Origin of the sequence: Okeania sp. KiyG1 (assembly GCF_014132355.1) — a bacterium.
Lineage (GTDB): Bacteria > Cyanobacteriota > Cyanobacteriia > Cyanobacteriales > Microcoleaceae > Okeania.
Map to the genome: position 1 here is coordinate 16,520 of NZ_BLZO01000084.1, position 23,445 is coordinate 39,964.

Genomic DNA, 23,445 nt, shown 5'->3' on the forward strand with positions numbered 1-23,445 from the left:
TTAATTTACAAAATTAATTCATTAAAATTACTATATTTCAAAATTGGAATACTTATCTCAAATTTTCAATTTCCTGTAATACCTCTATCAAAGAAGGAGCATTTGAGGAAATCACATTTTCTTGACTTCCATCATGTTTATGATTAGGAAAGTTGGGCAAGTTTAGCTTTTTATGATGCCTAGTATTGTCATAACGAAAAATCAAGTTTTTGGAAGCAGTCATATATTGATAGGAATACATATCACGTTCTACAGTTATTTTTACATCTACAAACTCGCGAAAGTAAAGAATTGAATTGTCTTTAAATCTAGCTTATCCCCGAATAAAACCTTGATAAGTACCTTGTTTTTGGGATTAAATGTAAAATTTTGAATTATTGAAAATGTCTGAAGAGCTTCATTAAGTAGTTGAAAATATTCTTCAATCAGCAAAATCAACTCCTTTATATATTTCTAATTCTTTCCTTAATCGCTCTAACATTATTGATTCTCCAATCCATTCGTCTAATTCTAAAGTTTCTTCAAATTCATCATTTTCATATTTTTGTAGAAATTCATTTGTGGATAAATGATATTTAGCTTCAAATTCTAAGAGTCGCTTTTCTGTACGTTGAATGCTACTGGATATTAAGTTTAATTCTTTTTTACCATATCCTGAAAAAATATCTTTAATGATTCTGGATGTTGACATTTAATTTTTAGTTCTGGCATATTTACCTCCTATAAAAGTTATTTTATAGAACCGATCGTCAATTTAAAAATTAAAGCGATCGCCAACTGATAACTGATTTTATGGTTCAATCCAACCTAGACAAGCTGCAATTAAAATATTAGCAACTGGATGATCGATAGCTTCTTTGAATGCTTCTGTTCTTCCTGATTTTAACTTATCTAATACAATAACGTTGTTAACATTATTATTAAACTTATCAGCTTCTAAAACTAAATGTCTAAGAGCTGAAGAAGCCAAAGGAATTTTTTTAGTAGATCGGTTCATAAATCCCGTCCAGAGAAAAGAGTTGTAGTAATTAAGACCACTCAACCGTTCAAGGAAACTTGGTCCTTTTCTAAGGAGCTTAAGACCATTTGCTCGAAGTTTACTCTTTTGTTCGATATTAAATATAGTACCAAATGTGAGACCACTACTGCTGCCAAAACCACGAATAGGAGGAGTGAGAAATTTAACTTCTTTCCAACCCATCAGCTCTATAATAAAATCATCGCTAATAAAAAGTTGTTTTGGATCGTAAGTCATAAAAATCAGCCTAAAACTAATAATTTAAAAACAGTTTATACCATACCAAATAGATGCTTTTTTTTACAACTTAAAGCTGATTTATAAAACAAAGATTTAAGATACCTAGAGTTATCAGCAAGTAGTAGCGCGTCAAGCTTGAAATAGTGTTTTAGAAAAATCCTCCAAAGCTTAGTCATAGCAAGAATTATACTAAAAAATTTAATACACCATTTTCAGCTTGACACGCCAGTAGGGTGGGTTACGCTGGCGCTAACCCACCAAAAAATTATAGATTTGGCGGTGCGTTACACTTTCCTGCGGAATGCGGAGCAAACGTTAACGCACCCTACTACTGACTCCTTCTTCCCTCCTGTCTCCTGACTCCTGTCTCCTGACTCCTTCTTCTCTAACTACGCACTAAAATATTTCGCCACTGGATGATAAGTAATGATCGCTGTCGTAGACTGTTCTGGATAAAGTTGCTCGCTCTCATCCATATACATATCAATTCTATCTACTTGCAACAAGTCTAACTGCTTAAACTGGTCCTGCATATTCGGACAAGCGGGATAACCAAAACTATAGCGCGACCCTTGATAACGCTGTTTCAGAATATCTTTAATATTGTCTGCATCTTCTGCACCGAAACCTAACTCCCGACGAATTCGAGCGTGTAACCATTCCGCCATTGCTTCGGCAGTTTGTACCGCCATACCGTGGAAATACAAATAATCTGTATACTGATCGGCAGCAAATAATTTCTGAGCAAACTCAGTCGCTATTTCTCCTACTGTTACAGCGTGCATCGGGAACACATCAATAATTCCGGAATCCTTGGGAGCAAAGAAGTCAGCAATACATAACCGTCGTCCTGACTTTTGTCGTGGAAATTCAAAACTGTTGACAACTGTTGTTGCTTTTCCAGTCTTATTCATTTCGTCGGAGTCATAAATGAAAAGTGTATTTCCTTCTGATTGACAAGGGAAATAACCATATATTGCTTGGGGATACAATAACTTCTCATCAACTACCCGTGACTTCCAAGTTTCTAGAATAGGATAAACTTTCTCCGCTAAGAACTCATTATATTCTTCCCGTGGTTGACCTTGGGGTTTGCGGAACTGCCATTGCCCTGCCATCAACGCTTGCAAGTCTAAATACCAGAATAATTCCTCGAATGGCATATCTTCTGGTTGTAATAACTTGGTTCCCCAGAATGGAGGAGTCGGGCGATGGATATCTACTGCTATATCATCGGAACGTCGAGTATCTACCACGACTGGTTCAGCAGGTTTAGTTTCCTGTTTTTCCTCAGACTTAACTTCTGGAGCAGCAACCTTACCATTACCATTACCGTTACCATTCTCTTCGGCAAACTCACCTAAGAACCCTTGAATGTCATCCCATTTCTCTCCTGCTTTTGCTGGCATCAACTTATCCATGAAATGCAAGTCGGAAAACGCATCCTTACCATAAACAACTTTACCTTTGTAGGTATTTTGACAATCTTGATGAACGAATTTAGGTGTTAGTGCAGCACCACCTAAAATCACCGGAACTGTAATACCTTCTTGGTTAAATGTTTCCAAGTTGTCTTTCATAAATGCGGTTGACTTCACCAATAAACCACTCATGGCGATGCAGTCAGCATTATGTTCTCGGTAGGCAGCAATAATATTATCAACTGGTTGTTTAATTCCTAAATTAATTACCCGATAACCGTTGTTGGAAAGAATGATATCCACAAGATTTTTACCAATATCGTGAACGTCTCCTTTAACAGTGGCAATAACGAAAGTTCCTTTAGAATTATCCTCACCTGACTCTTCTGCTTCCATGAAAGGTTGTAGATAGGCAACTGCTGCTTTCATAGTTTGAGCAGACTGTAATACAAATGGTAATTGCATTTGCCCGGAACCGAATAATTCTCCTACTACTTTCATGCCATCTAATAAATAGACGTTGATAATATCTAACGGCGGATATGTTTCCAAAGCTTTTGCCAAAGCATCCTCTAAACCGATACGTTCCCCATCAATAATATGTTGTTTTAAACGTTCTTCAATTGGTAAATTTTGTGTAGCAGAACGGTCTTTTTTAGTGGTTTTACCCTGGAACATTGTTGTTAACTCAGCCAGAGGATCGTAAGTACAAATATCCCCATCAAATTCCCGTTGGTCATATATTAGTTTTCGACAAACTTCTTGATGTTCTGGTTCAATTTTGGACATGGGTAAAATCTTACTAGCACTAACAATAGAACCATCCAAACCTACTGCCATTGCTTCATGCAAAAATACCGAGTTCAAAACTTGTCTTGCTGCGGGATTTAAACCAAATGAAATATTAGAAACCCCAAGCATTATATGACATTCTGGTAACTCTTCCCGAATCCTTTTAATAGATTCAATTGTAGCTTTTCCATTTTCCCTATCCTCTTCAATACCTGTAGAAACTGGCAAAGCTAAAGTATCAAAGAACAATTCACGGGCAGGAATCCCATATTCTACTGCTGCATCATAAGCTCGTTTTGCTATTTCAAATTTCTTATCCGCCGTCCGAGCCATTCCATCCTCATCGATGGTTCCAACTACCACACCAGCACCATATTTTTTCGCCAATTCTAATACTTTAAAAAAACGAGGTTCTCCATCTTCATAGTTAGTAGAATTGAGCAAACATTTACCGCCAGCAACTTTTAAACCAGCCTCCATTTTTTCCCATTCAGTCGAGTCTAACATCAGAGGCAAATTAACATTTGTGACTAAGCGAGATGCTAATTCATGCATATCTTTAACCCCATCGCGCCCCACATAATCAACGTTAACATCGAGAATATGTGCCCCTTCTTTTACCTGAGATTTTGCCAGGGCAACTAAACCATCCCAGTCTTCATTATTTAGTAAAGTTCGACATTTTTTAGAACCACTAGCATTAAGTCTTTCCCCAACAATTAAAAAGGAGTTATCTTGTTCGTAAGTTTCGGAAGAATAGATGGAAGCTGCTGAAGGAATATAGTTATATTTTCGTTCTTTTGGTGTGAGAGTTTCAGTAATTTCAGCTAATGATTTAATATGGTCTGGACGAGTACCGCAACAACCGCCGATAACTTGCACTCCTAGGTCTTCAACGAAGTGCATTAATGCCATTTTTAACTCTATAGGAGTTAATCTGTAGTGAGCTTGTCCGCCAATATTTTCTGGTAAACCAGCATTAGGAATACAGGAAATAACAAAAGGGGAATTTTCTGACAAATAACGAATATGTTCCTTCATTAAATCAGGTCCCGTGGCACAGTTTAATCCCAAAATATCAATAGAATAAGGTTCTAAAATTGTCAGAGCAGCATTAATCTCTGAACCGACTAACATAGTGCCAAAAGCTTCCATAGTTATTGACACCATGATAGGGCGACGTTCGCCTTTTTTAGCAAAGGTTTCTTCTATGCCATTTAATGCTGCTTTAATTTGTAAAACATCCTGACAAGTTTCTACAATAAATAAGTCTACTCCCCCATCAAAAAGACCTTCTGCTTGTTCGGCAAAACCATTTTTTAGGGTGTCAAAATCAATATGTCCGAGAGTAGGTAATTTTGTTCCTGGTCCCATTGACCCGGCAACAAATCGAGGCTTTTCTGCGGTAGAAAATTCCGCAGTAACAGACTTTGCTAATTCGGCCGCTGTTTTATTCAGTTCATAAGCTTTGTCCGCTAAATCGTATTCTGCCAAAACAATTTTTGTACCGCCAAAAGTATCAGTTTCAATCACATCGGCACCTGCTGCTAAGAACCCTCGGTGGACTGTAGCAACTGCTTCTGGTTTAGTATGGACAAGATATTCGTTACAACCTTCGTATTCTTTACCGCCAAAGTCTTCAGCAGTCAGGTTTTGGACTTGGAGATTAGTACCCATTGCGCCATCAAAGACGATAACTGGGCGTTCTGGGCTATGGAGACGATTCAAAAATGAGCTGTTCATAATCGAGTGTTTGGTTTTAGATATTAATATTAATTTTATAATACTATTTTCAGAGTTTAAGAGCAATTTCTTTTCTTTGCGATAATATGTATTAAGAGGTGCTATGGCAATTAGAACATAAATTGTCTACAGTTAAATAATAACTCAAATTAACTCAAAAAAATTGAAGTTATGACTCGGTGACTGATGACTTATATATCCTAAAATCTATCAAAATTTTATTAGTATTTATACGATAATCAGCAATAAATATAATTTAAAAAAGAGAAGGATATATCATCAACAATTATAGATTAATTAAGAATTTATTTATATGACAAAAAAATCAACTTCAGTATTTCAATCCCAATGCTTTGAGTGCATCTCAATGCGTGAATAAAGCCAAAAAATTATCGCTTTTAGGCAACAGCTCATCTGGCAACAGGGAATATATAGAAAAATAGTATTTTTGCAAATATGAGAGGCTTTGTTGCATGAATGTTGCGATCGCAACTTCTCCCCAGAAGAGAAGTTAATTAGTGAAGAGCGAATTCTACTTTGTAGCTTTCTGGCTGACAATTCTGTATCATAGGATGTTGAAAAAATGTTATACCCAGGGAATAAAAGTCGGTACGATAGTCAATTCCTCGGTTCATCCGTCCGGTTTGTTCTGGGGAAATGTAGGACAGAGTTCCTTCTAAGATGTTGGGGTTGATGAGTTGTTGTTGTTCAGTAGGTAGTAGACTAGAAATGCTAAAGTCGATGAGTTTGACTTGCTTGGTTTCAGGGTGAATAAGGATATTGCTTGGTTTGATATCTTTGTGGATAATCCGTTGTTGGCTGAGATAGTGGAGAACTGATGCTAGTTGGATAGCTATGTTGAGGAAGCTTATGAGGGAATAATCTGAGTGCTGTCAATAGTCCGAAAGGGCGATCGCTCCTGAGTCCGGCATCACCAAGGCGTAAGCATGACCGTAATGTTCTAAGACTACAGGTTGAACAATAGCTGGATGTTCGAGATGGCGAGTAATGATATATTGGTTGCGGAATTGGACTAACTCGTTGAATGTTGGGTGGTGGTTGCGTAAGACTTTGATGATGACTGGTTGCCGTTGGATAGCTTGGAACGCTCGATATACCATAGTGCGGGTTCCAGCATATATTTGCTTTGTTTGTTGATAACCACCTTCTTGAAAACTAGACAAAGCTAGACATTTGCCATCGGTGAGTGCAAATGATTTGATTACTCACCCGTTTCAATGTGTACTTGCTGTGAAAGTTGATGTTCCGCCCACAAACTATGGGTTAGGATACCCTCAAGGGCTTTCTGACCTTGAAAAAGTTGAGTCCTCCGGATACGATGTAGTTTAATAAAACTAGCAACTCGCCTCCAATGACTCCAATCATGTTTGTTGACATCCTCTGGTCTCAACAAACACTGTGGTATTTTTTCTGATAATTTTAAGGCTCTACGGCCAATTACTAAAGCAGCAGCAGTGCCACTATTTAGACCGTATTTAGCCATGTAATTAATCATTCCAATTACGCTAGTAAAAGCTGGATTTACTTTTATTAATTCAACCCCAAATCTTCTACAACGTGACAATATAGCTTCTCTAAACATTCCTGTAGACAATAAGACAAGCATCGCATTATAAACTTTACTTTCCTCGCCCATTTTGGATTTTTTCTTACTAAAGTCTAGAGACTCAATAGCAATAGCACATTCAAAAAATTCTGCTAAGAAAACAATTTGAGAAACAATATTTCTCATAGATGCTTGTCGTTGTCCTGTTGTTTGATTTTTCCATTTATACGGGATTTCTTCTAAATATTCAATGTTACCATCCCATTTTACATAAGCAACTGAAATTGATTCTGCATTAAAATCAATACCTAGACAACCATTTTTTCTAGTATGAACTACTGGTATTTCTTGTACATAAGTTGAAAGATGTATATACCAATTATCCTGTTTATGTTCTCTACGAAAAACTTGAATTGTGATTGGTTTTAAACTATTTATGGCATAATCTAAATCTGTTGCTCTATATCTGCCATTCCTATCTGAAACACTAAATTCTAACTGTATTTTCTGACCATATTTATTCTGTAATGGTCTCGGTAGTTGAACTTGTAATTGATATAACCCATCCTCTTGTAATGGGAAAACTTTGAGCATAGTTCCACCCCCTGGCTGAGATTTTCCTACACATAAAAATCTGCCTGAGCGTTTTTTTCTCCAATCTACACCCCATTCTTCTTCGGTTTTATATCCATTTTCTGCTAAATTATGTTGAGCATTAAATAATTTCTGTGAGCCAAAACAAATATGTAAACGTTCTGTGTTTTTTAACTTCTTTAATTTTCGTTTCAGACTAGCTATTTTCTGAATTTGACTTTTTAAACCTAGCAATTGATGAAAAAATTTATTTCGGGCTTGTAGATGCGGAAAACCTTTCTTTGTTGCTAATTTTAAGGTTTTTTCTAGTTTAGTGATGAGTTTTTTTGCAGCAGTTGTTTTAGCTTGAATTTGTAACTCTAATTTAGTGATATTGTTATTCTTAGCTGTTTTTAATTGGTTTAAACATTGAGCTGCTTCAGTAGCGATTGAGTCAGCCCATGCCCATTGGATGTTAAACTTTTTCATTACTTCGCTTTTCTAGTTCAGATTCTGATAATTTCTCTGTTTGCATCCAGTTAATAGCAGAGCGTTTCCAGGATTCATATAATGCTCCGAGTTCTTCAAATACAGGATGGTATTCAATTTTGGCTTCTATCCCTATTAAGGAACCGTGAGATTTGGCCATTACTTGCATTGAATTACTTCACTCTAAGGTTAGCAGAGCAAGTCTTTGGGTGTCAATCATATTTGTGATAGCTTTGACATGAACTCAAGTTTCGTGTCAGGTTCCTAATTTTTCTGCTTTAGATTGTCTCACATCCTAGACATTTTGTAGATGTTTGTCCAGGATAGTCTATATTTTTTGGTGTTAGTAAACAACAGTTAACAGGAATAGAATTTTGTCAGTGTCGTAGGCGCAAAAATTCAAAAAAACAGAAAAGCTTGCGCTATGTTGGTCTGGAATCATTTGAAAAAAATAGCTTACATTCTAGGAAAAACTATTTATCGACTCAAACATCAATTATTATCTAAATATCTAGTATCTGAACTCAAATATCCTGCAATTAAAATGACGGCTATTTAAGTTTTTATCAATAGAGAAATGTTTGGCGTTCGCTCTCTAAAAATTATAGCGCTCGCTCGGTTTACCAGTAACTATATATAGTGTCTTGGTATAAGTTATCATATTTTAGTTGTTTAGGCGATAACTTCAAAAATTATAGCGTTAGCGGAGCTTTGCGGAGCGCAATCGCTCTATTTGGCATACGCTACATATAGTGTCTTTGCGTAAGTCCTGGGTAATATTAGTTTTCAGGAAACTATTAGACATAAGAATATTTTTTCACTTAAATTGCTATCTTAACACAGAAAAATTTTAAGATATATGATATGTATACAACTTGAGATTAAACTTCTCTGCTCAAATTATCAAAAGACTTCTCCAAAAAAAGGAGTAGGGATGTTGCATGCAACGTCTCTACGATTTATAACAAACACTTATAATAAGAAAATACTATGAAATTTTACATTGTAGATGTATTTGCTGAAACTAAATATGCTGGTAATCAACTGGCTGTATTTACAGGTTCTGAAGTTGAGAATATTTCTGATAATGAAATGTTGCAAATTGCCAGAGAGATGAACTACTCAGAAACTACTTTTATTTTATCTTCAACACAACGAAATAATGGTTATGATGTGCGGATATTTACTCCTACTCAAGAATTACCTTTTGCGGGACACCCAACATTAGGAACTGCCTATATTATTCAACGAGAAATTATTAAAATTTCGGTGGAACAAGTGATTTTAAATCTGGGTGTAGGACAAATTACTGTGAGTTGGAAAGGTGAAGTTTTATGGATGGGTCAGAATATGCCTACTTTTGCTCAAAAATATCAAATTGAATCTTTAGCAGAGGTATTAAATCTAGAGGTGGGTGATATAGATATGAGGTTTCCTATTCAGGAAGTTTCGACAGGAATGCCTTTTATAATTGTGCCTTTGAAAAGTCTTAAAGCATTGAAGAAAGCTCAAGTAAATTTGGATAAATATTATCAGTTTATTCAGACAGCAAAAGTGACAGAAATTTTAATATTTTGCCCAGAGACATACAATAGTATTAATAATTTAAGTGTGAGAATGTTTGCACCATATTTAGGAATTACTGAAGACCCGGCAACTGGCAGTGCTAATGGTTGTTTGGCAGGATATTTAGCCGAGTATAATTATTTTGGTGAGGCAAAAATTAATATTAGGGTAGAGCAGGGATATGAAATTAATAGACCTTCTTTATTATTGTTACAAGCAGAGAAAAAACTAGAAGGAATAGAAGTATTTGTTGGCGGTAAAGTTATCATGGTGGCTCAAGGAGAATTTGTTGTTTAAATTAAGGAAGAAGGAAGAAGGAAGAGGGAAGAAGGAAGAAGAAAGAAGTGGATGGGGAAATCCCAACAAGCTTGTCAATACCCTGTAGACGGCGGAGTATTAAACCCAAAATAAAAAGATAAATCATTTAATATTAAGTCCGGATAATTAGTAATGAAAAAACCTATCCTTTTACACAAGGTAAAAATGCGCTTAATAACTGTTGATCGGACCTGACAACCAAAATATTGTATCTTTTATGTAATATCATATTAAGTAGAACAGTTATAATTAAGATCGTAGTTTTGTTCTAGCAATAAGACAAGTATTTAAAGAGCTAGAGCAAAACTACAGAAAAAATTTCTATTATAACAAATTATCTGCTAGCATAACTTCCTCGGAGGGAGCAAATAATATAACTAATCTAAATTATGAGTCAATGTTTAAATCCTGAATGTCTAAATCAAAATCCTTCTGATACAAAATTTTGTCAGCAATGCGGGTCGAAATTACTTTTAGCAGAACGTTATCGCGCCATTAAAATTATCGGTCAAGGTGGTTTTGGTAGAACTTTTCAAGCAGTAGATGAATTTAAACCATCTCAAGCTTTTTGTGTAATCAAGCAGTTTTTCCCTGAAGTTCAAGACCGACAAAATATGGAAAAAACTGCAGAATTATTTGCTCAAGAAGCAGTTAGATTAGAAGGTTTAGGAAAACATCCTCAAATTCCTGAATTATTGGCATTTTTTACTCAAGATAATCGTCAATATAGCAATATGATTTGAGTTGTGAGATATTGGAAACTTTTAGGCAACAGGCAACAGGCAACAGGCAACAGAGAAGAAGAAAAAACGTATCATATGAATGTAATAATTCCTATATTCTGTACTTTTAAGGAATACTTCAATTCTCACAACTGATTCCTGATTGCTATATTTAGTTCAAGAATTTATTGAGGGGCAAAATTTACAGTAGGAGTTAGAAACAGTAGGTGCGTTTAATGAAACTCAGATTTGGGAGTTATTAAATGATTTATTACCAGTATTAGAATTTATTCATTCTCAAGAGGTAATTCATCGGGATATTAAACCGGATAATATTATTAAGCGACCTCTATCTTCCCAGAAAAAAGGTGAATTAGTATTAGTGGATTTTGGGGCAGCCAAATTTGCAACTCGTACTGCTTTGGCGGTGACGGGAACAGTTATTGGGTCTGCTGGATATGCTGCGCCAGAACAAGCTATTGGGAAGTCAGTTTTTGCTAGCGATATTTATAGTTTGGGTGTGACTTGTATTCATTTATTGACTCAAGTTGAACCTTTTAAATTATTTGATGTAAGTGAAAATGATTGGGTCTGGCGATATTTTTTAACCTCTCCTATTAGCGATAATTTGGGTGATTTATTAGACCGGATGATTGTCGGAGCAACGAAGAAAAGGTTTCAGTCTGTGGCAGAAATTATGGCATTGATTAAACTTAATGATGTTGATGTTTCACTGCCAGAAAAACAGGTAAGTGATTTTGTAGATTCTTCATCTATTCCAGAAGTAAACTTAAATTCAGAAAGGGGGGTAGATTATAGTAAATTGTGCGATATATTGACTCACAAAAAGTGGCGAGAAGCAGATATAGAAACAGCAAAGTTAATGTTAAAAATCGCTAATAGAGAAAATAGAAAGAAATTAAATGTTAATTCAATTAATAATTTACCTTGCACCGATCTACGGACTATTAATCAACTTTGGGTAAAATATTCCAATGGTAAGTTTGGTTTTTCTGCACAAAAAGAGATTTGGGAAAATTTGCCCGCTCAAACATTTTTTTTAACTTATGAAAAATTCGGCGATCGCTTGGGTTGGCATTCAATAATTGGTTGGACTAACTACGATAACTTAGATATTTGATTTAGAAAAAGTACCCCATGGTCATTTACCTGCAATGTTTGCTATGAGTGGAAACTGGGTATGGTTTATGGAGTTAGAAAAGTTATTTTCTACTATGGTAAAAAGACTTAATATTTGTCAAATCTAAGGGAGTAGGGGAGCAGAGGAGTGAGGGAGTAGAGGAGTGAGGGAGTGGAGGAGCGGGGGAGTAGGGAGTAGAAAAATGCTTTTTAAGCTTTAACTAACCAAGAAGTGCTATTAACTTTTTCACGAATTTCTATCGCTTGTTGATGATAATTCTTAGCTTGCTGCTCTTGCCCTATATTTTGGTAAACTTTTTCGATCAAATCAAGAGTTTTTACTAAATTGTTACCATATTCAGCAAAAATACTTCTGCAAAATCCATCTTTTTCTTTCTGTTCATAAGTTGCCATTTTGTGAGGATATACATGGCGAGAATGAAGATTTTTTTCTACTTTAGGAAGATTATTTACTGTTAGTGCTAACCGATCTAGAGAATCTTCCCATAGCTTTTGCCGAATCTCTAAAGCAAGTTCTAAAAATGCTTTAGCTTGACGAGGTCTACTGATGAGAAAATATGCTTCTCCCATGTTATGTAGTGCAATTGATTCGTTGATTTGGATTGTCAATTTATCATTTTTTGCTGATTGAGCAAGCTTTTGGAAAATATTTAAAGATTTACGAGAATACTCTAGGGCTTTAGCTGATAATTCAGTTAAATTATAAATCGTACTAATGTGATTAATTGTTTTGCCCATACCCACTACATCTTTTATTTTCTTGAATATTATTAGAGCTTGTGAATAACATTTTAAAGCAGTAGAATACTCTTGCAAAAAATGATGAATTTCTCCTTTTTTATTATATATAGCGGCAATTTTTGCTTCATTTTCTATTTTTTTTGCTAGTTCTAAAGCAAGTTCTATATATTTAAGAGCATTAGCATATTCTCCTATTTTATAGTGAACTAATCCAATCCGATAAACAAGATCGAGCCTTTGTTCTTTGTTATTAATTAATCTCGCAATTTCTAAGGCTTTTTGAAATATTTTTAATGCAGTTTCTAGTTGACCGATACTATAAAAGCGATCGCCTGTTTGAGATAGATGTTGTAATTCATTTTGATGGCTAGGATAAGATTTAAGAGTATTGTTCCCTATCATAGTATTGCTTCCTGATTAAAGTTCATTTTTTGAGCGATGCACTGGTTAATTACAAAGTAGTTATCCTACTATATTTTTTTGGAAAAAAACAACCACTTACAAACTATATTTTATGAAATTTGTCTGAAAAATATTGCCAAATAATCTGATAATTTATTTTCACGCATAATGACAACGAAATCTTAAATAAAAGGGCAAAATATAGGTATTGTAGATTACATACTTTTCACCACAACTTTGCCAAATTTCAAGTTTTTGTTGACTATACTTCTCTGCTTTTCGCAGTTGACCCATAAGGCGATAAACTTTCTCAATTAAATTCATGGTATTGGCTAAGTCTGCTTCATATTGGGAGATAATACTTTGACTCAAGCAAATTTTTTCTTGTTGAAGTAGCTGGTTTGTTTGAGATGATTTTTTACTGTTAGGATAATTATTGTGGAAAATCTTTTTATCTAAAGAATCTGGAGTTTTACTAAATTTATTCAAAGTTACTTTGCAAATTTTCTGACGAATAGCTAAAGTAAGTTCTAGAATTTCTTTTGCTTGGCTATATCGACCGATCCATAAGTAAGCTTCTCCTATATTGTGAAGAGCTGTAGCAATATTAATTTGGCTAGCTAATTTATCTAATTCTGATTTTCTTTCAAATTGCTGGAAAATTTCTAGAGATTTTTGACAACAGTTAAGAGTTTTTTCAAATAACCCTAATAAATTGTATACTTCGCCTAAATGATTAAGAACTATACCAATGCCTAATAAATTAGAAAAATATTGGGCAATTTCTAAAGCTTGAGCATAGTATCTTAAGGCAGTACTGTATTCTATAGACAAACAATAAGTTTCACCAATATCATTCAAAATCATTACAACTTGATTTTGGTCGCCAATTTCTTGAGCAAGTTCCAAGGCTAAATTGAGATATTTTAAGGCACAATCATATTTTTCTAGACGACGATAAACTAATCCAATGCGGTTTAAAATATTTATTTGTTGCTCAAATGTAAGGACAATTTTTAACGCTTCCTGAAAAGTATTTAATGCAATTTCAAATTGTCCCAGATCGAATAAGCGATCGCCTGCTTGAGATAGTTGTTTTAATTCTGCGAAATGGATAGCAGTGGACACCATAAGTAGTTTCTCCAGAAGAATGATGATAATTTTCCGGTTGTAAACTACTCTATTTCTCAAAGTTGTCAGGTTATGCAGGCTGGAAGTCAAAAGTCAAAAGTTAAAAATTAAAAGTCAAAAGTCAAAAGTTAAAAGTTAAAAGTTAAAAGTTAGAATTTATCAGCTCAAAACATGGAAGTTAAAAGTTAAAAGTTATAAGTTAAAAGTTATAAGTTAAAAGTTATAAGTCAATTGAGCATTATTGTTGCCAAATTGGATAATGCCAAACCGAGCAAAATTATCTTTTCTGTAGCGGGTTCAATACCCCACAGTCTAAACAGTGCTTAAAATTATTTGGGGTTTGTAGAAAAGTCAAAAGTTAAAAGTTATAAGTTAAAAGTTATAAGTTAAAAGTTATAAGTCAATTGAGCATTATTGTTGCCAAATTGGATAATGCCAAACCGAGCAAAATTATCTTTTCTGTAGCGGGTTCAATACCCCACAGTCTAAACAGTTCTTAAAATTATTTGGGGTTTGTAGAAAAGTCAAAAGTTAAAAGTTATAAGTTAAAAGTTATAAGTTAAAAGTTATAAGTCAATTGAGCATTATTGTTGCCAAATTGGATAATGCCAAACCGAGCAAAATTATCTTTTCTGTAGCGGGTTCAATACCCCACAGTCTAAACAGTTCTTAAAATTATTTGGGGTTTGTAGAAAAGTCAAAAGTTAAAAGTTATAAGTTAAAAGTTATAAGTTATAAGTTAAAAGTTATAAGTCAATTGAGCATTATTGTTGCCAAATTGGATAATGCCAAACCGAGCAAAATTATCTTTTCTGTAGCGGGTTCAATACCCCACAGTCTAAACAGTGCTTAAAATTATTTGGGGTTTGTAGAAAAGTCAAAAGTCAAAAGTCAAAAGTTAAAAATTATAAGTTAAAAGTTATAAGTCAATTGAGCATTATTGTTGCCAAATTGGATAATGCCAAACCGAGCAAAATTATCTTTTCTGTAGCGGGTTCAATACCCCACAGTCTAAACAGTGCTTAAAATTATTTGGGGTTTGTAGAAAAGTCAAAAGTCAAAAGTCAAAAGTTAAAAATTATAAGTTAAAAGTTATAAGTCAATTGAGCATTATTGTTGCCAAATTGGATAATGCCAAACCGAGCAAAATTATCTTTTCTGTAGCGGGTTCAATACCCCACAGTCTAAACAGTGCTTAAAATTATTTGGGGTTTGTAGAAAAGTCAAAAGTCAAAAGTTATAAGTTAAAAGTTATAAGTTAAAAGTTATAAGTCAATTGAGCATTATTGTTGCCAAATTGGATAATGCCAAACCGAGCAAAATTATCTTTTCTGTAGCGGGTTCAATACCCCACAGTCTAAACAGTGCTTAAAATTATTTGGGGTTTGTAGAAAAGTCAAAAATTATAAGTCAAAAGTCAAAAGTTAAAAATTATAAGTTAAAAGTTAAAAGTTATAAGTCAATTGAGCATTATTATTGCCAAATTGGATAATGCCAAACCGAGCAAAATTATCTTTTCTGTAGCGGGTTCAATACCCCACAGTCTAAACAGTGCTTAAAATTATTTGGGGTTTGTAGAAAAGTCAAAAGTCAAAAGTTATAAGTTAAAAGTTATAAGTTAAAAGTTATAAGTCAATTGAGCATTATTGTTGCCAAATTGGATAATGCCAAACCGAGCAAAATTATCTTTTCTGTAGCGGGTTCAATACCCCACAGTCTAAACAGTGCTTAAAATTATTTGGGGTTTGTAGAAAAGTCAAAAGTTAAAAGTTATAAGTTAAAAGTTATAAGTTAAAAGTTATAAGTCAATTGAGCATTATTGTTGCCAAATTGGATAATGCCAAGTAGAAAAGTCAAAAGTCAAAAGTTAAAAGTTATAAGTTAAAAGTTATAAGTCAATTGAGCATTATTATTGCCAAATTGGATAATGCCAAACCGAGCAAAATTATCTTTTCTGTAGCGGTTTCAATACCCCACAGTCTAAACAGTGCTTAAAATTGTATGGGGTTTGTAGAAAAGTCAAAAATTATAAGTCAAAAGTCAAAAGTTAAAAATTATAAGTTAAAAGTTAAAAGTTATAAGTCAATTGAGCATTATTATTGCCAAATTGGATAATGCCAAACCGAGCAAAATTATCTTTTCTGTAGCGGTTTCAATACCCCACAGTCTAAACAGTGCTTAAAATTGTATGGGGTTTGTAGAAAAGTCAAAAATTATAAGTCAAAAGTCAAAAGTTAAAAATTATAAGTTAAAAGTTAAAAGTTATAAGTCAATTGAGCATTATTATTGCCAAATGGGATAATGCCAAACCGATCCTCTTAACTTTATAAGAAGAAGTAATTCTAAATTCTAAATTCTAAATTCTAAATTCTTGAACTTCTTCAAGGATTAAATTCAAAAGGGGGAAAAGTTTCCTGATTTTCTGGTGTTAAATAAACTGTAGCAATAAACTTCTCATTCCAGCCTCCTACAACATTAGTAAATATATAAAAATCATCCTCATTAGAATTTAACTTCTGCTCAACTAAAATACCCGTTGCATCACTAACCCGTAATTTTATTTTTTCCGGTAAACCCATCCCTGTAGGTGTACTTAATATTAATAGCAACATCCATTCTAATGTTGAATTTGAGACTAGAGACCAAGTTAAAGCATACAATCTTAAAGGAATTCCAGCTAATAATAAATCGTGATAACCAACCCTAGCATGAGGAGGAATATATACACCATTTTTGGGCAACTCTCTGATAATTCCGGCAATTTCTTCTGTAGGACAAGATATTCCCCTCATGGGAGATAGTACCGATAATTCTGGTAATAAAACCCAGGATAATTCATTCGCAAAATCATCTAATTCATTCTTTAACCAACGCCCCACATTAATTGTTGGTTCAGTCAAGAGACTAAGTAAATCTGGTAAATATTTACTCAGATTACTTAAAGAGTTTTCTGAACTTTCTGTAATTTCTACTAAATTATTCGGCATATTCCCCTGCTCTATTTCTACTTGCAATTGCCAATTATATATCCAATTCAATAAATCCAAATTAGTGAGGATAGTTTTTCCCTGTTCCCAGTCAAAAAATTCCCATAAACTTTGTTCCGATAGCTGAGGTAATAATTTTGTTAATTCAGCTTTAACTAAAGCTAAATTATTTGACTTAGGTTCTACCTCCGGCAAGGGAATTCCTGCTACATCCAAACAACGAAGATAAAGTAATAAATTATCTATTTCTGTATCAAAGCAACTCCAGGGTATTTGATAATCCCAATCTTCATCTGGCATTAGATTAAGTTGTGTTTTTTTGCGTATTAAATCTGCATAAGAAATAAAACTATTAATCACAACTGTTTCTAGCTCTTCTTGTACTTCTACCAGTACATATAAATGATGAGCGAACTCTGGTAAATCTACTACTGCTTTAGGTAAACCAACTTCTTCATCTATAAAACTACCTTGAGTAATTAGACAAACTTTAAACTGATTAATATTCAGATGACAAACGGCTGGAATTGAGTTAGAAAGAGCTGGATTAAAAATAGAAGCATCAGCAAAATTAACTGTTAAATTATCTGTGCCTCGTTCTTCTAACCATTGTTCAAATCCGAACAAAGCTAACCCATTCAAATAAGTTTGCCATTGTCGCAATTCGTTAGGGATTTGATTGCTAATTTTGATGGCTTGCTCAACTTTATCTAATGATAAATGAATAGATTCTGTAGCAATACCTTGAAAATCTAGCAAGTCTTCTAATGTATTAGTTAGTTCATTCTTCATTTAATGTTTTCCTTAATAATAAGTTTTATATTTTCTTTTGCGGGTTTAATACTCCACCGTCATTTCAGTTATCAGTTATCAGTTATCAGTTATCAGTACCTCTAGCTTTTTGCGCAGCATGACAAACAGAAAGTATTGGGATTGAACGACGGAATATCCTTTTTTTTATCTCCTTAAAAGAGGAGGCTTCATTAATTGATAATGGATAATGGATAATTGATAATTACCTCTGGTTAAAACCGTTACGGAATTGAATATAAGGAATATTGTCTTTTTTTTCCCCTTAAAAGGGGAGGCTTTAAACCTGAATTATTTAATTATTAATAATTAATAATTAATTATTCGGTAACTACTCAATTTTTCGGTCAATGGGGGCGCTTAAAATTGTTTGGGGTTTGAATTGATCGGCAATTCTCCCTACTGCCTACTGCCTACTGCCTACTACCTTCTTCAAGATAAATTACAATAACCAAATCGGTCTAGATGATGACAAACTCTTTGAGCAAATAAATTTGCTTGAGGACTAGATTGAGACTTATAACCCTCTGATTCTACCTCTTGAAATACTCTATTTATTTGTTCATCTAGAGCAACTTCTATTTTTTTGTCTATAGTTTTTAGATGTTGTGGATCTGCATAATCTTGAGCAATATCTAATATCCGACCACGCAAACTAATTAATAATTCCTGTCTAATATCAGCCCGAAAAGACTTTAATTTTAGTAAGCGAGTTACTTGATATTGAGCTTTTAAACCCACATTTTGAGCAATTTCTGTCATTGATTTTCCCTGACAATGATATAGGTGTAACGCTTGGATAAATTGTTCCAATTTTTGTTTTTTTCTTCTCTTTAGTAATTGCAGCCAAGTATCAGTCACTTTCGCTATAGCATCATCTAAACTTAAAAGAAATTGCTTTCTATAATCGCTCAAAAATTCATTCTGTTCATCCATAGTATCAGCCTCTTGTTCTTGAACAAGAGAAATCTGATTCTCTAAAGATTTATGGTTAGAAGTATCTAGCGGTATTGTCGGTAGAGAACCACTTCTCACAGAAATTCGATATTCTCGTACTTGAGAAGCCAGGCATTGCAATTTAGTCAATACTTGCTTGGAAGAAATATTTTTACCAGTTTTAGTTTTGATTAATTGAGAAATTTGTTCTAATTGTTCTGTAGTTGGTTGTAAGCATTTTCTCCCCGTCATTGACAAACTTTTTTGGCGACGTTGTGCCCGATAAATAGCATGATAACTTGATAAAATATCGATACTTTCCCGAGTTTCAAAAGCAGTAAAATTATAAAATACGGAGAAGATTTTCTCTAGTTGTTTGGCAGGAGTATCATTCAGAATTGCCCAATCACTAATTAAATAGACTCCACATTCTAGTAAGAAACTATTAAGTTCGGGATGCTGTTTAACTTTTCTAGTTGCCCAGCTAGCTAAATTGCTTTGATTTGGATTAAAACTTTGGAGAATTTCTTGGGCAAAAGAACAACAAGAAGTTTGATTTTTTTGACTAGAGATTCTGCCGTCATCAGTCAAAACATAAGGAAATAAATTTTGGCTAGTAAAGCCATAATTTTTACCAAAATTAGCCGCTAATTGTTGACAAATTCGGTCAATTTGCCAAGATATAAAACAGAGAAGACAGCGTTCTGCTAATAAAGAATCTCTCTCTAGATTAGTATCTGAATTATCTTGCACCCATGCTAAAAGTTTACGCTGAATATTAATGTCCGAAATATCACTATCTGTTACATACTCTGGAAAATTTAAGGTAAAAAATTGTTTTGCCTCTGTAATTTCCAGGATTTGACGAGACCCGGAACTATTAATTTTAATCTGTTTCCAGTATTTAGAAGCAGTACCCATTCACTTTTAGATTTGAGATGAATAAAAATGGACAATTATCCAGATATATTAGCTTATAGCAGAAGAAAGAATTTAGAATTAAGAATTTAGAATTTAGAATTACCTCTTCTTAATAAATAAGAGGATTGGATCGATGGATTTTTTTTCTTCTCTTGGTTTCATGGATATGGTGAGGAAACCCGCTCTTGAGAGAGTCGCTCCGAATTGCGCCATCCCACCCTACGGGAAGCTGCGCTTTTTCCTACGGAATGCTCCGCAAACATGTCGCGCAGCGTTAACGTAGTTATGCGAAGCAAAACGACCGCTTTTTTCTCCATGAATGGAGAGGCTTTAAACCTTAATTATTCGGTAAGAAAGAAGAAGGAAAAGTATTACGTTGTCTTAGTTTTAAACTCTCGATCTGTCCTAACCTTTGCTTCGACTGCTATAAAACATTAATCTGTAAGATGTTCAATCAACAATAGTGATTATTGTTGATTGTATAATCATTTTTCCTGGTCAAAAGTTTGCTCTAATATCAGGATATTTATCCCGTCAATTGGAACATATTTCTATATTCCTAGAGGTTATGCAATATTTGTTGAGGGAAGAAAGAAGAAGTGAAGAGACAAGAAGGAATAGGGAAATGCTTTTTCCGTTGTTGTTTGTTATACAATTTTGAAAAAGAATACTATAACTTATGCAAAATTTGAATGATTAATATCATGTCCGGTTGAACAGTTATAAATAAATGACGGAGGAGTCAGGAGTCAACCCACCCCTAACCCCTCCCAGGAGGGGAACTCAGGAGTCAGGAGGAAATAAAGAAGAAGAGAAGGAGAAAGTTTTTTTATCACTAATTAGGGTTTGCTGAATAAAGCATGAGTGGTAGGGGTAGGAGACAGGAGACAGGAGACAGGAGACAGGAGATAGGAGACAGGAGGAACGGGGAATTGAGAGGAGCTAGGAGTAAGAATTGTCCTGAGATTTTTCTGTCCGAAGGTTTGCCTTTTATGCGCTCCATGCATGAGGGTTTTAGACTAAAACAAGCGCACCCCGTGAGGAATCCAATAAAACTAAAACCAAAACCAGTCAATGGTTTGAGGATTAATCAGCAAACCCTAATTATCCGGACATCATATAAGTAATTAGTAGGATTCAATAACGTTTTGAGCGATTATTAGCTAGTAGGAGAGAACAGGGAATAGGCAGGGACGCCCTTATGCAACGTCCCTACAGATGACACGGGGACACACCGGACACGGGGACACGGGGATTATGGTTTCTGCTTTCCAAGTGAGGTTGGGGGGGATCGTAGCGTTGGGTTTTACTCACAATTTTACTTTAGACGAGCTAGTAGAGACGCTCCATGGAATGTCTCTACTGTGGTCTACCCAATGAATACCTCTGTAATTCATAGTTCGATTCACCAACGCCGATTTTTCTTTCTTTCTTCTTCTTCCTTCTTTCTTTCTTCTTCTTCCTTCTTCTTCCTTCTTTCCTTCTTCTTTCCTTCTTCCTTCTTCCTTCTTCTTCCTTCTTTCTTCTTTCTTCCTTCTTCCTTCTTCCTTCTTCCCTCTTCCCTCTTCCTTCTTCCTTCTTCCCTAAACTATAACTTGATTAGGATTAGCTGTATCGGTAATTATATATTCCACTTGGTCGGGAGTTAAAAAAGGATTAGCACTCAAAGCTAAAGCAGCTACACCAGCAACATGAGGAGCTGCCATTGATGTACCACTTAGATTTCCAAAATCATTATTAGGAAAAGTTGAATAAATATTATCTCCAGGAGCAACAACATAATTTAGTGTTGTTGACCCAGCACGGTTAGAAAAGTCACTAATTCTGCCTGTAATATCTGTTGACCCAACAGGAATTCCCCATTGTTGTAGATTATTAGCTGGATATTCAGGAAAACTACTACCGTCATTACCTGCTGACATAACTACCACAACTCCTCTTTCTGTTGCGTAACGGATGGCATCATTCACTACAGAAGAATAAAAACTTCTCCCAAAACTCATGTTAATCACATGGGCACCATTATTAACTGCATAGTAAACGCCAGCAGCAGCATCATCAGGGGCAATTGTCTCAAAATTTCCTACTTTAACAGGCATAATTTTAGCATTAGGAGCAATTCCTGTAATTCCTAAGCCATTCTGTTGAGCGGCGATCGTACCTGCAATATGAGTACCGTGACCGAAAATATCCATCGGGCTATTATCATTATTGATAAAATCCCATCCTCTAACATCATCTACATATCCATTACCATCATCATCAAAACCATTGTTAGGAATTTCATTGATGTTAGTCCAGATATTACCTGCTAAATCAAAATGATTGTAATCAACCCCACTATCTATCACTGCTACTACAATACCTTGCCCGGTATAACCTTGATTCCAGACTTCGGGAGCATTAATTGTTTCGACATTCCAATTATTAAAATCAAAAGCTTCAGGAAAAGGAGTTGGTGCGTTGATAGTTTGAGCTACTGCTGCATTTGCATCAACTAAACCATATCCATAGGTACTATTATAACCACCAGAATTAAATGAAGGTCCAGAATTAAATGAGGGTGTCGCTGACAAACTCAGATTATAATTTGTATTTCCACTGTATTGACTTACTTTAACGTAATAAGTACCGGGGTTTAAATTAGACACATTAATTTCTTCGGGAGTGCTGCCATAAGCAAGGGAAAAATCAATTGTTTCTCCAAAACCATCGTTATTTCTGTCTTCGAGCAAGTCTACATCAGCATCTGCACTCAAACCAGATAAAAATAAGTTAAAGTCACTGGTTGTATTCAAATAGAAACGATAATAGTCTACGGAGTCGAAGTCACCTACAAAATCACTCCAAGTTTGATTGGTATTCAAAACCCCAATATCGCGAGCGTTTATCAAGGTGTCATCTGACTGTGGGAATTGGTTGATTTGACTTGCTATTCTCTGAGAGTCAATTAATTCACCAGTTAGTAAATCTGTTCCGGAATGGTTTTCGATAACTTCAGTGTGATATTTTAGGTCAGGAGTAATATTACTGTTTATTTGTGAGGGGAAATTTATTTCATCTGTCACAATTTGCTGTTTTATTAAGATATTATTAACAGATGAAATTGCTTCTTCATAATTATTTAACTGTTCGGGTTCGGGTATGATAGAAATGTTATTCACATCAATAACTGGAAGAAGATTATCGGCGGAATTTTCAGGATAGTTTGAAGGAAACATAGTTTTTTTGGGTAGAAAGTACGGCGTTGCACAGTGACGAATGATTTGAGATTTTTGATGAACAAGATTTTGGATTTGAGAATTGGTAGAATGATTAATTAATGGTTTTTTTTAGTCAAAATCTAAAGCAATTTTTTGCAGTATCATTCCATAATGTGCAACCCCGAAAGTACAAATATTTTTATGTCTATGAAGGAGTCAGGAGGTAAGCATTTCCTGCGGAATGCTGCGCAAACAGCGGTCAGCGGTCAGCGGTCAGCGGTCAGCTAGCCTCCTACCGGAGGAACTGCGGACTTCAGCTTTATTACCTTTAGTGGACAATTTAAGCTCGTTGTTCTTGTGCTTCAATTCTTTGTTCAAAAATGCAGTAGAAGTTAAGCAAATACTTGGTTCATTCATTTCTATTGCGCTCGAGCTGACTGCTAATAGCTAAATGCTTACGTCAGGAGTCAGAAGTCAGGAGGAAAGAAAGAAGAAGAAAGAGAAAGTTTTTTTATCGCGCTCTTATCCAGATATGATATAAGTCCTGAAAGGGAAAAAGTAGATATTTCCCAAATTTTTACACAAACGATACGAATAGAAATCTCCGGAAATTACACATATAGATCATTTTTTGTGTCTTTTTTCAGAAATTTTCTTCCCTGTTGCCTGTTGCCTGTTCCCTGTTGCCTGTTGCCTACTTTTGC

General features: G+C 34.7%; 14 protein-coding genes and 3 pseudogenes. 5 read left to right on the top strand and 12 right to left on the bottom strand.

Annotation, left to right across the window (positions count from 1 at the left end; all coding sequences use genetic code 11):
- Positions 1 to 52 precede the first annotated feature (52 nt).
- The 7 genes and pseudogenes from SAGCYANO_RS44885 to SAGCYANO_RS18215 all read right to left on the bottom strand — a co-directional run bounded on the left by SAGCYANO_RS44885 (position 53) and on the right by SAGCYANO_RS18215 (position 8,003).
- Positions 53 to 292, bottom strand: a complete 240-nt coding sequence (locus tag SAGCYANO_RS44885; RefSeq protein ID WP_307785922.1) for a DUF6516 family protein — start codon at positions 290 to 292, stop codon at positions 53 to 55.
- A gap of 129 nt (positions 293 to 421) precedes the next feature.
- Positions 422 to 691: a hypothetical protein gene (locus SAGCYANO_RS18190; protein ID WP_237396302.1), complete on the bottom strand. Its 270-nt coding sequence runs from the start codon at positions 689 to 691 to the stop codon at positions 422 to 424.
- A 99-nt stretch (positions 692 to 790) separates the two neighbouring features.
- The gene (locus SAGCYANO_RS18195) at positions 791 to 1,255 is read right to left on the bottom strand and encodes a hypothetical protein (RefSeq protein ID WP_202221359.1); all 465 of its coding nucleotides are present in this window, start codon (positions 1,253 to 1,255) and stop codon (positions 791 to 793) included.
- Positions 1,256 to 1,647: 392 nt separating this feature from the next.
- Positions 1,648 to 5,214 (bottom strand): methionine synthase, encoded by a 3,567-nt coding sequence (gene metH / locus SAGCYANO_RS18200; protein WP_202221360.1) that lies wholly within the window; start codon positions 5,212 to 5,214, stop codon positions 1,648 to 1,650.
- Between the two features lie 575 nt (positions 5,215 to 5,789).
- Positions 5,790 to 6,335 (bottom strand): annotated as a pseudogene (locus tag SAGCYANO_RS18205) (serine/threonine protein kinase); the annotation flags it as partial.
- Between the two features lie 101 nt (positions 6,336 to 6,436).
- A complete protein-coding gene (locus tag SAGCYANO_RS18210; RefSeq protein WP_202221361.1) occupies positions 6,437 to 7,843 on the bottom strand; it encodes an IS200/IS605 family accessory protein TnpB-related protein in 1,407 nt (468 codons plus the stop codon).
- Positions 7,830 to 8,003 carry a hypothetical protein gene (locus tag SAGCYANO_RS18215; protein WP_202221362.1) on the bottom strand — a complete coding sequence of 58 codons (174 nt, stop codon included), beginning with the start codon at positions 8,001 to 8,003 and terminating at the stop codon, positions 7,830 to 7,832. Before SAGCYANO_RS18215 ends, SAGCYANO_RS18210 begins: the two co-directional genes overlap by 14 nt.
- A gap of 264 nt (positions 8,004 to 8,267) precedes the next feature.
- On the opposite strand from SAGCYANO_RS18215, the gene SAGCYANO_RS47705 reads away from it, so the two are divergent.
- From SAGCYANO_RS47705 to SAGCYANO_RS47715, 5 genes and pseudogenes are all read left to right on the top strand, one after another.
- Entirely contained in the window at positions 8,268 to 8,402 is a 135-nt protein-coding gene (locus tag SAGCYANO_RS47705; protein ID WP_255502597.1) for a hypothetical protein, read from the top strand.
- Between the two features lie 431 nt (positions 8,403 to 8,833).
- Entirely contained in the window at positions 8,834 to 9,706 is an 873-nt protein-coding gene (locus SAGCYANO_RS18220) for a PhzF family phenazine biosynthesis protein (protein WP_202221363.1), read from the top strand.
- 410 nt (positions 9,707 to 10,116) lie between these two features.
- Positions 10,117 to 10,455, top strand: a pseudogene (locus tag SAGCYANO_RS18225) (4-Cys prefix domain-containing protein); the annotation flags it as partial.
- Positions 10,456 to 10,684: 229 nt separating this feature from the next.
- Positions 10,685 to 11,119: pseudogene (locus SAGCYANO_RS47710) on the top strand (protein kinase); the annotation flags it as partial.
- A 27-nt stretch (positions 11,120 to 11,146) separates the two neighbouring features.
- Positions 11,147 to 11,590 carry a GUN4 domain-containing protein gene (locus SAGCYANO_RS47715; protein ID WP_255502599.1) on the top strand — a complete coding sequence of 148 codons (444 nt, stop codon included), beginning with the start codon at positions 11,147 to 11,149 and terminating at the stop codon, positions 11,588 to 11,590.
- Positions 11,591 to 11,799: 209 nt separating this feature from the next.
- Here the strand turns inward: SAGCYANO_RS47715 and SAGCYANO_RS18235 are convergent, their stop codons facing one another.
- The 5 genes from SAGCYANO_RS18235 to SAGCYANO_RS18255 all read right to left on the bottom strand — a co-directional run bounded on the left by SAGCYANO_RS18235 (position 11,800) and on the right by SAGCYANO_RS18255 (position 22,759).
- Positions 11,800 to 12,753: a tetratricopeptide repeat protein gene (locus tag SAGCYANO_RS18235; protein ID WP_202221364.1), complete on the bottom strand. Its 954-nt coding sequence runs from the start codon at positions 12,751 to 12,753 to the stop codon at positions 11,800 to 11,802.
- A gap of 159 nt (positions 12,754 to 12,912) precedes the next feature.
- Positions 12,913 to 13,884: a tetratricopeptide repeat protein gene (locus SAGCYANO_RS18240; protein WP_202221365.1), complete on the bottom strand. Its 972-nt coding sequence runs from the start codon at positions 13,882 to 13,884 to the stop codon at positions 12,913 to 12,915.
- A 2,381-nt stretch (positions 13,885 to 16,265) separates the two neighbouring features.
- Positions 16,266 to 17,663, bottom strand: coding sequence for a DUF1822 family protein (locus tag SAGCYANO_RS18245; protein ID WP_202221366.1), 1,398 nt, complete (start codon positions 17,661 to 17,663; stop codon positions 16,266 to 16,268).
- 450 nt (positions 17,664 to 18,113) lie between these two features.
- Positions 18,114 to 19,538, bottom strand: coding sequence for a hypothetical protein (locus tag SAGCYANO_RS18250; RefSeq protein ID WP_202221367.1), 1,425 nt, complete (start codon positions 19,536 to 19,538; stop codon positions 18,114 to 18,116).
- Positions 19,539 to 21,121: 1,583 nt separating this feature from the next.
- Positions 21,122 to 22,759: a S8 family serine peptidase gene (locus tag SAGCYANO_RS18255; protein WP_202221368.1), complete on the bottom strand. Its 1,638-nt coding sequence runs from the start codon at positions 22,757 to 22,759 to the stop codon at positions 21,122 to 21,124.
- Positions 22,760 to 23,445 lie beyond the last annotated feature (686 nt).

Excerpts from the sequence above, each read along its gene's own strand:
- SAGCYANO_RS18190 (WP_237396302.1), bottom strand. The coding sequence starts at position 691 with ATGTCAACATCCAGAATCATTAAAGATATTTTTTCAGGATATGGTAAA.
- SAGCYANO_RS18195 (WP_202221359.1), bottom strand. The coding sequence starts at position 1,255 with ATGACTTACGATCCAAAACAACTTTTTATTAGCGATGATTTTATTATA.
- metH (WP_202221360.1), bottom strand. The coding sequence starts at position 5,214 with ATGAACAGCTCATTTTTGAATCGTCTCCATAGCCCAGAACGCCCAGTT.
- SAGCYANO_RS18210 (WP_202221361.1), bottom strand. The coding sequence starts at position 7,843 with ATGAAAAAGTTTAACATCCAATGGGCATGGGCTGACTCAATCGCTACT.
- SAGCYANO_RS18215 (WP_202221362.1), bottom strand. The coding sequence starts at position 8,003 with ATGGCCAAATCTCACGGTTCCTTAATAGGGATAGAAGCCAAAATTGAA.
- SAGCYANO_RS47705 (WP_255502597.1), top strand. The coding sequence starts at position 8,268 with ATGTTGGTCTGGAATCATTTGAAAAAAATAGCTTACATTCTAGGAAAA.
- SAGCYANO_RS18220 (WP_202221363.1), top strand. The coding sequence starts at position 8,834 with ATGAAATTTTACATTGTAGATGTATTTGCTGAAACTAAATATGCTGGT.
- SAGCYANO_RS47715 (WP_255502599.1), top strand. The coding sequence starts at position 11,147 with ATGGCATTGATTAAACTTAATGATGTTGATGTTTCACTGCCAGAAAAA.
- SAGCYANO_RS18235 (WP_202221364.1), bottom strand. The coding sequence starts at position 12,753 with ATGATAGGGAACAATACTCTTAAATCTTATCCTAGCCATCAAAATGAA.
- SAGCYANO_RS18240 (WP_202221365.1), bottom strand. The coding sequence starts at position 13,884 with ATGGTGTCCACTGCTATCCATTTCGCAGAATTAAAACAACTATCTCAA.
- SAGCYANO_RS18245 (WP_202221366.1), bottom strand. The coding sequence starts at position 17,663 with ATGAAGAATGAACTAACTAATACATTAGAAGACTTGCTAGATTTTCAA.
- SAGCYANO_RS18250 (WP_202221367.1), bottom strand. The coding sequence starts at position 19,538 with ATGGGTACTGCTTCTAAATACTGGAAACAGATTAAAATTAATAGTTCC.
- SAGCYANO_RS18255 (WP_202221368.1), bottom strand. The coding sequence starts at position 22,759 with ATGTTTCCTTCAAACTATCCTGAAAATTCCGCCGATAATCTTCTTCCA.